Raw genomic sequence first — 12,804 nt, forward strand, 5'->3', positions numbered from 1 at the left:
CAAAATTTGTTGGATCATCACATCGAATACCAAACAAATATGCAAAAATAAAAGACGTCCCTTTGCAGGAACGCCTTTAAAAACACTGGATTAAAAAATTAAGCTGTTAATTCTTTTACTGCAGCAATAACCGCTTCAGTGGTAATGCCAAAGTACTGATACAAGTCTTTTGCAGGTGCAGATTCACCATAAGTTGTCATACCAATAACTTTACCGTCTAAGCCGACAAACTTCCACCAGTAGTCTACATGCGCTGCTTCAACCGCAACACGTGCACGAATATGTGATGGCAATACCGCTTCACGATATGCTGCATCTTGCTTCACAAATTCTTCTGCACACGGCATAGACACAACACGTACACCTTCAAGCTGCGCGTATGCTTCCATTGCCAAGCCCACTTCTGAACCTGTTGCAATAATAATGGCTTTCAATTCACCTTTTTCTTCAGCCAAGACATAACCACCTTTTGCCACGTTCTCAATTTGCGCTTGAGTACGAGTTTGGAATGGCAAGTTTTGACGTGAGAAAATTAAAGCAGTTGGACCTTCGCTGCGTACTAATGCAGATTTCCAAGAAATAGCCGCTTCAACGGTATCTGCAGGACGCCATGTATTTAAGTTTGGCGTACCACGTAAAGATGCAATTTGTTCAATCGGTTGGTGTGTTGGACCATCTTCACCCAAACCAATCGAGTCGTGGGTATACACATGAATCACACGTTGCTTCATTAATGCAGACATACGCACGGCATTACGCGCATATTCCATAAACATTAAGAATGTTGCAACGTAAGGAATGAAACCACCGTGAAGTGCTACACCATTTGCAATAGCAGTCATACCAAACTCACGTACGCCATAATGCACGTAGTTCCCTGCTGCATTGTCCTGAACGCCTTGGCAACCCTTCCAAAGGGTTAAGTTTGAACCTGCCAAGTCTGCAGAACCACCCAATAATTCAGGCAATAATGGGCCAAATGCTTGCAAAGTATTTTGGCTGGCTTTACGCGTTGCAATAGTTTCAGCTTTAGCATTGGTTTCAGCAATAAACGCATCTGCCTGCGCGATGAATTCTGCAGGTAGTTCACCGCTTAAACGGCGTTTAAGTTCTGCAGCTTCCGTTGGATATTTTGCTGCATAGGCATCAAAAGTTGTATTCCATGCTGCTTCTGCTTCTGCACCTTTCGCTTTAGCATCCCAAGCGGCATATACATCTTCAGGAATAACAAATGCTTCATCTGTCCAGCCTAATGCTTGACGCGTCAAAGCGATTTCATCATGGCCTAATGGCGCACCGTGACAGTCTTCTTTACCTTGTTTGTTTGGCGAACCTAAACCAATAACAGTTTTACAAATAATAATAGTCGGTTTTTGCGTTTCAGCTTTTGCTTCAACCGTTGCAGCACGAATTGCATCGGCATCGTGACCATCAACTTTTAAGACTTGCCAGCCGTAAGATAAGAAACGTTGTTCGGTATCGTCAGAGAACCAGCCTTCTACTTCACCATCAATAGAAATGCCGTTGTCATCATAATAAACAACCAGCTTGCCTAAACCTAAAGTACCTGCCAATGAACATGCTTCGTGTGAAACACCTTCCATTAAGCAACCATCACCCAAGAAACAGTAAGTGAAATGGTCTACAACCTGAATATCTTCTTTATTAAATTGTGCAGCCAGTGTTTTTTCTGCTAAAGCAAAACCAACAGCATTTGCAATCCCCTGACCGAGTGGACCAGTGGTGGTTTCAATCCCTGGTGCATAACCCAATTCTGGGTGGCCAGGTGTTTTAGAGTGTAACTGACGGAACGCTTTTAAATCTTCGATTGAAAGATCATAACCTGTTAAATGCAACAACGCATATTGCAACATTGAACCATGACCATTAGACAATACAAAACGGTCGCGGTTTGCCCATTGTGGATTGGTTGGGTTGTGATTCAAAAATTCACGCCACACCACATCGGCAATATCTGCCATCCCCATCGGTGCACCTGGATGTCCTGAATTTGCTTTTTGCACAGCATCCATTGCCAATACACGAATTGCGTTTGCAATACGACGTTCGTTAAGCGGGGTCGTCATAGGTCAGAGTCCACAAAAAATCGTTAAATAGAAGAAGATGAATAGAATTCAAAACAGCCGCTATTCTCTCAAAAAAACGCCTGAGGGGTAAAGCCTATGCAACAATATTTCCGCATTAATTCCCATTCAGGGTATTTTTCGTGCAAATTCAAAGACGTTTTCACGTTTATAACAACAAGAAAATAGCTAATTGCCGTGTTAAGCTCTATTCTTGGCAAAATTCTAAAGTATAGATATTTCAATTTATAGACGCAGGATGGAATTGTGATGTCGCTCTTGCAGCAACTCCAATCAAATGCCTAGCAACAAGTTAAAACACAACAGTATTCTGTAGAAATAATAGACAGATTTTAACACATCTTGAATTTTATTCACTTTTCACACAATAAATTGAATCACAGCCATCGTCCAAAATTTTAAAACAGCTTTTGAAAATGCAGCTTGATGCAGATAAAGTCAATTCAAAGTCTTTAAATTACCCATCTACAATATTGTTTTTAAAAATGATTCACCACTTAAAAACAAGGTGCTCCTTAGTTTAAAATTATGACAGCATACTTTAGCCAACATGAATATTTTTGAGTCACAATATAGTCATACCGATACTTTATCTATTTTTTAGCTAAAGATATGCGATAAAAAGTCATTGAATTGAAATAAATTCAGCCAATTTAGTCGTAATGCGCTAGTCCTAAAGTCTAACTCGATGTAACATATTGCGTCTTTTGAATTTAACTGTGATAGGACTTATGCGCGAGTACGCTGTATTTACCTCGGAATCTGTAAGCGAAGGCCATCCAGATAAAATGGCTGACCAAATCAGTGATGCCATTTTGGATGCAATCTTAAAAGAAGACCCTTATGCGCGGGTTGCTTGTGAAACGCTTGTAAAAACGGGTGCGGTTGTACTGGCAGGTGAAATCACAACAACTGCAAATGTCGATTTTGAAGCCGTTGTTCGTCAAACCGTAAATGGCATTGGTTACCATCATTCTGACTTAGGTTTTGATGGTTCAACCTGTGCGGTCATTAACATGATTGGTAAACAATCACCTGAAATTGCACAAGGTGTAGACCGTCAAAAGCCTGAAGATCAAGGCGCAGGTGACCAAGGTTTGATGTTTGGTTACGCCAGCCGTGAAACTGATGTATTAATGCCTGCCCCAATTTCTTACGCACACCGCTTAATGGAAAAGCAAGCTGAATTACGTCGCAGTGGTGCTTTGCCGTGGTTACGCCCAGATGCAAAAAGTCAGGTGACTTTTGCTTATGAAAATGGTGTGCCTGTACGTTTGGACGCGGTGGTGTTATCTACTCAGCACGATCCTGAAATTTCGCAAATTCAGCTTAAAGAAGCGGTAATTGAAGAAATTGTGAAAAAAGTGATTCCTGCAGAAATGTTCCATGCAGACACCAAATTCCACATCAACCCAACAGGTATGTTTGTGATTGGCGGCCCTGTCGGTGACTGCGGTTTAACTGGTCGTAAAATCATTGTCGATACTTACGGCGGCATGGCACGTCATGGTGGCGGTGCATTCTCTGGTAAAGACCCATCTAAAGTTGACCGTTCTGCTGCTTACGCAGGTCGTTATGTTGCAAAGAATATTGTGGCAGCTGGCTTGGCAGACAAATGTGAAATTCAGGTGTCTTATGCTATTGGTGTTGCAGAGCCAACGTCAATTTCAATCAACACCTTCAACACTGCAAAAGTGGCAGATGAGTTGATTATTGCTTTAGTACGTGAACACTTCGATTTACGTCCATACGGCATTACCAACATGTTGAACCTGTTACAACCAATGTATAAACAGACTGCAGCTTATGGCCACTTTGGTCGTCAAGGTTCTGACACTGCATTTACATGGGAAAAAACCGACAAAGTTGAAGCATTAAAAGCCTCTGCAGGTCTGTAATGTAAAACTTTTCAGTTTTATCAAGCTCACTTCGGTGGGCTTTTTTATGCCTAAAATTTAGCTGTCAAACCACAATATACAAAATACGAATATGTTATAGTGAATCATTCCTGAGATTTTTTAAATTCTCATCTAAGATAATGATGTAGGAGTTTATTATGGCGGTTATTCTTCAAGTCGATTTCCCTTCTGAAGGCCCATTTGGCGAAAGCATGAGCCAAGCGTACCGTGAACTTGCAGAAAGCATTAACCTAGAAACTGGCATGCTTTGGAAAATTTGGACTGAGAACAGTCAAACACAGGAAGCCGGTGGAATCTATCTGTTTGATCATGCGGCCAATGCTGAACGCTATTTAAAAATGCACACTGCACGTTTAGAAAGTTTTGGCGTGAAGAATATTCGTGGCAAGATTTTTGAGGTGAATGCTGCACTGTCTGCAATCAACCAAGCTGACTTCTTAAGTCGCTAATCTTTTTAAATTGCTCATCCATATTGAAGAATAAAATGGTGAGTCTCTTCAATATTGAAAAAACAGTTGAATAAAATCCTGAGCCATTTAATGATTCAGGATTTTTGAAATCTTGTATAGACGAAATAAGCGTTAAGCTTGGATGCAGCACTTATTGCGTACGAATCACCTCAAGCACCGATTGTTGCACGGGCACTTCTTGATGATCTTGCAAATAAACATGCACGACTTTAAACACAACGGCTGCTGCCAAGCATGCCAAAATACAGAATAACCAGAAACCATAAGGACTACGAATATTGTGTGAACCACAAGTACCACATTCTTTTTCTGATGATTCCACCACCCGATTGCAACATGCGCAACGATACTGATGATACAGCATAGGTATTCTCCTACTTCACTGTAATTCTTGTTTTTATTGTTACACCATCTACCCTGATGCAGTGTAATTTTGTTTAAGCAACTGTGACACTTTGTAGCCTGCATCCTTTGGATGATTTAACTGACACAATCGCTTGTGAATTAGAATGTCAAAGTTCTGCTATTCGCGCAAATCGTATTTTTGAATAAACAGTCACTTTATCCATCTAAAATAGGTATGCCATGCTAAAATTCTGCATGCTCGATTACTTGAAGTTTAGACTCAAGCTTGGCTTTCAGCACATATTTTTTTATTACACGGAGTAAAGTTAAAGTGGTGCAACTCATTAAAAAAGGTGGCTTGCGTGAACGTGCCAACCGTAGCCGTAAATATCAAGGTTCGGAAAATACCGAAGCAACTTTGCGATCAAACCGTACTTATCAACCCAATAATTTAGATAAAACTGAAAACACGACTAAAACCGAAATTCCGAATAAAAAATCGTCAAACTTGGCTTTTGACGACATCAAAGCGTCTGATTAATTGACATTAAAACTTATGTTTTAAAACATACGTAGTGCATCTAACCACAACCACACAGCAAACAATAAAAATAATCCGCCCGAGACCATATCAATATAACTGCCTGAACGCTGATATAACTTTTTCATTTTTGGTGTCGAAAGTAGCAACATAAATAATGTAAATGTCACAAAAGTTTGGATTGGAATAATCACTGCCAATTGGGCTTTTAAAGATGCACTTGCCGATGAACTCAGCGCCAAAGCAAATACGCTGCTAAAATAAATTAAGGTTTTCGGATTAGATAAATTGGTGAATAGACCCAATAAAAAGTAGTTTTTTGCGGCTGGAATTTGCACTTGAGTATCATCAAACTGTTTACGCTGCTGCCAACTATGCCAACCACCCGACAACATACCCCATCCCATTTTGGCAAGAAATAAACCGCCAATCAGCATTAAGACTTGCTGAATCCAAGGAAACTGCTGCACCAAAACCGTAAAACCCAATAGGGTCAGCACTACCCACACCACAATCCCCGATGAAATGCCCGCAATAATCTGCAAGGTATTACGACGGGTATTGCTGGCTGCACTTTTGGCAATTAATAAAACATCTGGGCCTGGGCTAAGCTGTGCCACAAAATGCAGCGAACAAATGGTGAATAACAAAGACATAAATACATTAGGAGAATTGAAAGTCCGATTATACCTTGTGCAGCAAGAGAATAAATAAGGCTTTAAAATAGGCCTCTCAATATTTGAATATTTACCCAAAAACACACATAAAAAAAACCGAATCAGCACGATTCGGTTTGATATCAAGCATCACCTATATTATTTAGGTGGATTGACATCTTTCATTTCAATTTTTTTCGCATCGGGGGTAATTTCACGTGCTTCACCATCAATAATACTGGAATCACGACCACCACCCTGCTGATTTTGCATGTCTTGCATTTGGCGCATTAAATCTGCAAACGGGTTTTGACCTGCTCCGCCCATGCCATTCATATCGCCCATCATGCCACCCATCATTTGATCCATCATGGCTTGCTGACGTTTCATCATGGCTTTCATCATTGCCGCTTTAAAGGCATTTTGTACGGCAGGAATCATCACCAGCAATGCCAAAACATCGCTAATTAATCCTGGAATCATCAATAAAAAACCCGCAAAAATTTTAGGTAAATTATTGCTCAGCGCAAGATCGGCACTCATCTGCCCCATTTGCATTTGCTGCATTTGTGGCATCACGCCTGCAGAATATTTACGAATCAGGTTCAAACCAATGAAGAAAGCAGCGACAAACCAAAAGAACACGTACCACATGCTCCCCACTAGGTCGCCCACACCAATCCAGACGAAGACTTCAAGAACTAAGCCAATTAGAACAATAAGAAATAATTTCATGAAAATTAATCTAATCTCAACAAAATAAATAAAATGCAGTAACCAAGTGCTTCATCGGGATCAAGCTTTTTTGATTCGCTGTTGTTTCAATATGGGCATTATTGTATTTTTAAAGGTTAAGTCTGTCATTAATATTTTCATCATCACCCAATAACAGACTTAATACGTCTATATATTTAAACGATAAAGATAAAAATATGCGGCATAAGCCAATAATAACCACAACGCAATAAAAACTGATGCTGCAATATAACTGCTCGGTTTTTGACTGATCGCATCGGCTTGTAAGCGACAACGCTGCATTACTTCAGCAGGTACTAAACGCAATACCAACATGATGCCCAATGGCACTAAAATCAGGTCATCTAAATAACCCAAAACAGGTATAAAGTCTGGAATTAAATCAATGGGAGAAATGGCATAAGCAGCGACCAACAATGCCAAAAGCTTTGCCATAAACGGCGTTTCAGGATCACGTGCGACAAACCAAACCGCATAAACATTTCGTTTAATTTGCTTCGCCCACTGTTTTAGCCTATCAATCCACTTCATTGCCACTCTCATTTGCTACCGTATATAAAATATACACCTCAAAACTTAAAATAAAATGAAGTCCAAAATTGAAAATGTGGCGTGGGATACATTCCAATGGTTTAAACAGCAGCTTACTGACCGAATGTTTTGAAATTACTCCACACAAAAGAGATTTAAACTCCTATAATTCAACTTGATGTAATTTTTTAAGGCTTGGCATGTCACTTATTATTGGAATCGACCCTGGTTCTCGTCTAACGGGCTACGGCATTATTGAACGTGATGGCGCTAAATTACGTTTTGTAGATGCAGGAACCATTCGCACCGAAACCAGTGAAATGCCTGAACGCTTAAAACGGATTTTTGCAGGGATTGAACGGATTGTGAAATTTCACGGCCCGACTGAAGCTGCAGTTGAACAAGTGTTTATGGCGCAAAACCCAGACTCTGCCTTGAAATTGGGACAGGCTCGTGGTGCAGCGATTGCCGCTTTGGTGAATTTAGATTTACAAGTGGCGGAATATACCGCCCGTCAAATTAAACAATCTGTCGTGGGTTATGGCGCTGCCGATAAAGAACAAGTACAAATGATGGTCATGAAACTATTAAATCTATCCATTAAACCACAACAAGATGCTGCCGATGCTTTGGCTGCTGCAATTTGCCATGCTCATGCATCAGGCAGTATGACCAAATTGGCTGTGCTCAATGCCTTGGGTGGTATGGCACGCGGACGTAGTCGTTCAAGCTCCAGACGTCGCTAAATCAGCATCGCCATCGCTTATATTTTACCGATTCACAACCTGATAAATCGCTTGGCTCATGTGCTGTGCCTGTAAACCGCGCATGCCCTGCTGTGCCAATACATCCCCCGCCAAGGCATGTAACATGACAATTTCATGCAATTGAATTTTATGATGAAACTGGGCTTTTAAACTGGCAATCATGCCTGCCAACACATCGCCCATACCACCTGTACCCATACCAGGATTGCCTGCGGTACAAATCCACAAAGAGGTAGCTTGCGGTTCTGTAGATGCAGCTTGCAAAGTCAAACTACCTGAACCTTTTAACACCCAATCGCCTGCATAGCGTTGCTGCAATTGCTGAATCGCGGCAATACGGTCTGCTTCAATGGCTGCAACCGTAGTATTGAGCAAGGTCGCAGCCTCACCTGAATGTGGTGTGGCATAACTGTTCGGTTTTAGTTGGGCTGGATGATGCGATGAATGCGCTTGTTTCGCCAAAAACCACAAGGCATCGGCATCGTAAACTACTTCTACCTCGGACTGATTTAGTGCGGCAAACCAGTCTGCATAATGCTGTTCTGCCCAAGCATCTCGTCCTAGTCCCATCCCTAAACTCACGGCATCGACCTGTGAAATTAAGTGCTGAATTTCTGCGCCTGTCAGTGCGTCTATATCCCGCAACATTAAATTCGGCGCACGGCTTAATATCGCCACATGATGTTTGGCATGACAGACCACAGTCACTTTCCCTGCACCTGCGCTTGATGCGGCTTCTGCAGCCATCATCACCGCACCACCCATTTGCGCATGTCCGCCCACAATCAACACATGCCCATAACTGCCTTTGTGTCCAAAAGCCTGCCGTGCGGGTAATTGAATCGTATGGGGTGTGAGTTGTGCCAAAACTTTGAGTTCTGCATCGGCTGGAATCAAATCCAGCACATCGACCAGTCCAGTATATTCCTGTGCCTGCCCTGTAAATAAGCCTGCTTTCAAACCCAAAGCTGTAAAGGTGTAATCGGCTTTAATTGCACATGGCAATGGCTGCCCCGTGTTGGCATTTAAACCGCTTGGAATATCAACCGCAATTTTTAAACCCGCTTGTTGATTCATTGCGTGAATAATCGACTGCCACTCATCATTTAAAGGACGATCTAAACCAATACCAAATAATGCATCAATATAGCAGTCATAACTTTGTTGAAATTCAAAACCTTGAATTATATTGACTTGTTCTGCCTGAGCTTCTAAAAAAGCCTGATGTAAATCTGCCGATGAACCGCGTGTTTCGGCATAAATATCGACTTGAAAACCTGCTTGTTTTAAATATTTTGCAGTTAAATAGCCATCACCTGCGTTATTGCCTTGTCCACAACACACGGCAATTTTTTGTATTGTAGATGGCTGTTTTGCAAAAATTTTGCGAATTTGTAAATGCAGTGTCCACGCCACTTGCTGCATTAAACCGTAAGAACTATTTTGACGGGAAAACCAGCGCTGCTCCCACGCTTGAATACTTTGGCTATGATAAACAGGGCTATGGTAAACTTGCTGCGGCATTTTCTTCCCTTCTATTTTGTTATGGCAACATCCACTACTTCAGCACATATTTCTCTGCATCAAGACGATCCAGCCGCCTTGAAAGTGTGGATTAAAGCTCAAGCTTTGGCGCTTGGTTTTGCTGATTGTGTCATTGCCAAACCAGATGCTCAAGCAGAATCAGCACGTTTTCAGGAATATTTAAAACGTGGCTATCATGGCGATATGAAGTTTCTAGAAGAAAATTTAGACAAGCGCGCCAATCCCACCCTGTTAGTGCCGAATACAAAAAGCATTATTTGTGTGCGCATGAATTATTTGGTGGAAACACCACGTCCACGACATATTCCCGATGCACCTAATTCTGCAATTATTGCCCGTTATGCACGTGGGCGCGATTATCACAAAGTCATGCGCGGACGCCTAAAAACTCTTGCCACCCGTATTCGTGAAAAAGTGGGGAATTTTGAATCACGCCCCTTTGCGGACTCAGCCCCGATTTTTGAAAAGTCACTGGCAGAAAGTGCTGGTATGGGTTGGACAGGTAAACATACCTTACTGATTCATAAAAAATCTGGATCTTTTTTTGTATTGGGCGAGTTGTTTACTTCACTAGATTTGCCTTTTGATCCGCCTGCAACCTCGCATTGCGGTTCTTGCACAGCCTGCATCGACATTTGTCCAACGCAGGCCATTGTTGAACCTTATATGTTGGATGCGCGTAAATGTATTGCTTATTTGACCATTGAATATCAGGGTATCATTCCTGAAGAATTACGTCGTGGTATTGGTAATCGGGTGTTTGGTTGTGATGATTGCCAACTGATTTGCCCGTGGAATAGCTTTGCACAAGTCACTACGGTGGAGGATTTTCACCCTCGACATGCCTTAGATCAAGTCAGCTTGCTAGATTTATGCCAATGGGATGAAAGCACGTTTTTAGCCAAAACTGAAGGTAGTCCATTGCGTCGTACAGGCTATCAAAGTTTTATGCGTAATATTGCAATCGGGCTTGGAAATGCCCCATTTTCAGCACAGATTTTGCAAACTTTGCAGCAAACGCGAGCACAGCATGATGAGATTGTGCAAATCCATATGGATTGGGCCATTCAGGAACAATTGCTTAAACAGCCTAAAATTTAAACAAAAACTACCACCCAAATGGTACGATATTTTAAGTGCAATTTTCTTGCCAATTTATGCAAATAACTAAATTTTAGCAACCAATTCATCGCAAAAATAATAATCCATAAAATTTAATTTTGCAGCGAAATATCAGAAAAATTGCTTAAGTTTGCAACCAAATCGACTGCATATTTTTGTTTCCATACTGTCGAATATTAGCCATGAAATTGGGAGATTATGCCTTTCTGATTCCAACTATTTGTGTATGATACAGACTATGAATAATAGGGATGATGGACTTTTACTTATGTCAGTACGCAATGATTGGACTCGAGAAGAAATTCAGCAGTTATATGAACAGCCTTTTCTGGATTTAGTCTTTGAAGCACAACGTGTGCATCGCCAACATTTTGCTGCCAATACCGTACAAGTCAGTACCTTATTGTCTATTAAAACAGGCAAATGCCCTGAAGATTGCAAATATTGCTCGCAGTCTGCGCATTATGATTCACAGCTTGAAGCTGAAAAACGTATTGCAGTTGATAAAGTCATTCAGGAAGCCAAAGAAGCATTAGCCTCAGGCTCTTCACGTTTTTGTATGGGCGCTGCTTGGCGTAATCCGCATGAACGCGATATGCCCTATGTTCTGGAAATGGTGCGTGAAGTCAAAGCTCTAGGCTTAGAAACTTGCATGACTTTAGGGATGTTAAACCAATCGCAGGCAGAACGCTTAAAAGATGCAGGTTTGGATTATTACAACCACAACCTAGACACATCGCGTGAATATTATCCGAATGTCATTAGTACTCGTAGCTTTGATGACCGCTTAAATACTTTGGATATTGTGCGTCAAACAGGTATGAAAGTGTGTAGTGGCGGTATTGTCGGTTTAGGTGAAGATACCCAAGACCGTATTGGTTTGTTACATGAATTGGCGACTTTACCGTTACACCCTGAATCTGTGCCAATCAATATGTTAGTTCCGATTGAAGGTACACCACTGGCTGAAGTCGAAAAGCTAGATGTGATTGAATGGATTCGTACTATTGCAGTTGCACGTATTATCATGCCAAACAGCTATATTCGTTTGTCTGCAGGGCGTGAATCGTTGTCTGATTCAGATCAGGCATTGGCATTTATGGCAGGTGCGAACTCGTTATTCTCAGGTGAAAAACTTTTAACTACACCAAACGCAGGCGAAGGCAAAGACAAACAATTGTTCCAAAAGTTAGGCTTAGTGCCTGAACGTGCTAAACCAACGGTTTCTGAATTGTCGGTAGATGCGATGGCAATGGCTTAAAGTTTTAGCATCCATCCAAATGTACAAAGTCCCGCAAAGGGACTTTGTTTTTTATGCAGCAAAATAAGTTTATGCGGCAATGCTTTTAAGAGGTGATTAAAATTCCGTAACTGGCATTTAAATACTGCCCTGTTTTAATAATATCTACCCCGTTGGCATGTTCTACCGTCAGTTGTTGCTGAATCGCATCATAATAAAACCGATCATAACAGTCCTGATGATGCAGCAACCACGTCAAAGTATCTGCTAGATTGTCATCTACAATATACGTTTTTTCTTGAAAGTTTTTAGCCATAAATACGGTCAGTTCAATATTTCTAGATACAGAATTTTAAGCGGAATACCTTGTGGGATAAAGTGTGCGGAGGATAGAAAATTTAATTGTGCACTTGTATAAATCAAACTTCGTACAGCATGAGAAGTCTCCCCACCAAAAGAGGTGGGAATGATATATGTAGTTTTGAAGATGGATAAGTGCAGTCTAATCTATACATGCAGTCAAGACTAAGCAAAATATTCAGGCTATTAGCCTAAAATAAAAAAGTGAGTCATAAAGACTCACTTGGTTTTAATACAGATTCAATACTTAACATTATTGTGTCTTAGAATCCCCACACTTACGACACTCTAAATGCGCCCCGATTTCTTCCATTGCGTCATATTCATAAATATGGATACAGAAAATTTGCTTTAACAGTTTGATCATAAATGACATTCCTTTTGATTTTTATACATCACGTTTGTGATCTCATCCTGAGATACAAATGCCATCAAGGCTGATTGACA

At 41.1% G+C, this 12,804-nt stretch carries 13 protein-coding genes; 6 read left to right on the forward strand and 7 right to left on the reverse strand.

Features of this window, described 5'->3' with window-relative positions; translation table 11 throughout:
- Positions 1 to 98: 98 nt before the first annotated feature.
- Complete coding sequence (tkt, locus tag FTT74_RS06285; protein ID WP_179988715.1) at positions 99 to 2,087, reverse strand: transketolase; 1,989 nt, start codon at positions 2,085 to 2,087, stop codon at positions 99 to 101.
- Between the two features lie 749 nt (positions 2,088 to 2,836).
- Here tkt and metK point away from each other — a divergent pair.
- Both metK and FTT74_RS06295 read left to right on the forward strand, forming a co-directional pair.
- Complete coding sequence (gene metK / locus FTT74_RS06290) at positions 2,837 to 4,003, forward strand: methionine adenosyltransferase (protein ID WP_004976883.1); 1,167 nt, start codon at positions 2,837 to 2,839, stop codon at positions 4,001 to 4,003.
- A 158-nt stretch (positions 4,004 to 4,161) separates the two neighbouring features.
- Entirely contained in the window at positions 4,162 to 4,473 is a 312-nt protein-coding gene (locus tag FTT74_RS06295; protein ID WP_004976884.1) for a monooxygenase, read from the forward strand.
- Between the two features lie 151 nt (positions 4,474 to 4,624).
- On the opposite strand, the gene FTT74_RS06300 is transcribed toward FTT74_RS06295, so the two are convergent.
- Entirely contained in the window at positions 4,625 to 4,855 is a 231-nt protein-coding gene (locus FTT74_RS06300; protein WP_372238839.1) for a hypothetical protein, read from the reverse strand.
- Between the two features lie 315 nt (positions 4,856 to 5,170).
- Here FTT74_RS06300 and FTT74_RS06305 point away from each other — a divergent pair, with 315 nt between their 5' ends.
- Positions 5,171 to 5,380, forward strand: a complete 210-nt coding sequence (locus tag FTT74_RS06305) for a hypothetical protein (RefSeq protein WP_179988714.1) — start codon at positions 5,171 to 5,173, stop codon at positions 5,378 to 5,380.
- Positions 5,381 to 5,400: 20 nt separating this feature from the next.
- Here the strand turns inward: FTT74_RS06305 and FTT74_RS06310 are convergent, their stop codons facing one another.
- The 3 genes from FTT74_RS06310 to FTT74_RS06320 form a co-directional block, all read right to left on the reverse strand.
- A complete protein-coding gene (locus tag FTT74_RS06310) occupies positions 5,401 to 6,036 on the reverse strand; it encodes a LysE family transporter (RefSeq protein ID WP_004976890.1) in 636 nt (211 codons plus the stop codon).
- Positions 6,037 to 6,195: 159 nt separating this feature from the next.
- Positions 6,196 to 6,771 carry an FxsA family protein gene (locus FTT74_RS06315; protein ID WP_179988713.1) on the reverse strand — a complete coding sequence of 192 codons (576 nt, stop codon included), beginning with the start codon at positions 6,769 to 6,771 and terminating at the stop codon, positions 6,196 to 6,198.
- A gap of 168 nt (positions 6,772 to 6,939) precedes the next feature.
- Positions 6,940 to 7,323, reverse strand: a complete 384-nt coding sequence (locus FTT74_RS06320) for a YkvA family protein (RefSeq protein ID WP_178318391.1) — start codon at positions 7,321 to 7,323, stop codon at positions 6,940 to 6,942.
- A gap of 200 nt (positions 7,324 to 7,523) precedes the next feature.
- On the opposite strand from FTT74_RS06320, the gene ruvC reads away from it, so the two are divergent.
- Positions 7,524 to 8,069, forward strand: a complete 546-nt coding sequence (gene ruvC / locus FTT74_RS06325) for a crossover junction endodeoxyribonuclease RuvC (RefSeq protein WP_004976895.1) — start codon at positions 7,524 to 7,526, stop codon at positions 8,067 to 8,069.
- Between the two features lie 24 nt (positions 8,070 to 8,093).
- On the opposite strand, the gene FTT74_RS06330 is transcribed toward ruvC, so the two are convergent.
- The gene (locus FTT74_RS06330; protein WP_179988712.1) at positions 8,094 to 9,614 is read right to left on the reverse strand and encodes an NAD(P)H-hydrate dehydratase; all 1,521 of its coding nucleotides are present in this window, start codon (positions 9,612 to 9,614) and stop codon (positions 8,094 to 8,096) included.
- A 21-nt stretch (positions 9,615 to 9,635) separates the two neighbouring features.
- Here FTT74_RS06330 and queG point away from each other — a divergent pair, with 21 nt between their 5' ends.
- Both queG and bioB read left to right on the forward strand, forming a co-directional pair.
- Positions 9,636 to 10,736 (forward strand): tRNA epoxyqueuosine(34) reductase QueG, encoded by a 1,101-nt coding sequence (queG, locus tag FTT74_RS06335; RefSeq protein ID WP_218947072.1) that lies wholly within the window; start codon positions 9,636 to 9,638, stop codon positions 10,734 to 10,736.
- A gap of 289 nt (positions 10,737 to 11,025) precedes the next feature.
- The gene (gene bioB / locus FTT74_RS06340; RefSeq protein WP_104851863.1) at positions 11,026 to 12,018 is read left to right on the forward strand and encodes a biotin synthase BioB; all 993 of its coding nucleotides are present in this window, start codon (positions 11,026 to 11,028) and stop codon (positions 12,016 to 12,018) included.
- Between the two features lie 85 nt (positions 12,019 to 12,103).
- On the opposite strand, the gene FTT74_RS06345 is transcribed toward bioB, so the two are convergent.
- The gene (locus FTT74_RS06345) at positions 12,104 to 12,313 is read right to left on the reverse strand and encodes a hypothetical protein (protein ID WP_004976903.1); all 210 of its coding nucleotides are present in this window, start codon (positions 12,311 to 12,313) and stop codon (positions 12,104 to 12,106) included.
- Positions 12,314 to 12,804 lie beyond the last annotated feature (491 nt).

It is taken from the genome of Acinetobacter sp. YH01007, from assembly GCF_013420425.1.
GTDB lineage: Bacteria > Pseudomonadota > Gammaproteobacteria > Pseudomonadales > Moraxellaceae > Acinetobacter > Acinetobacter towneri.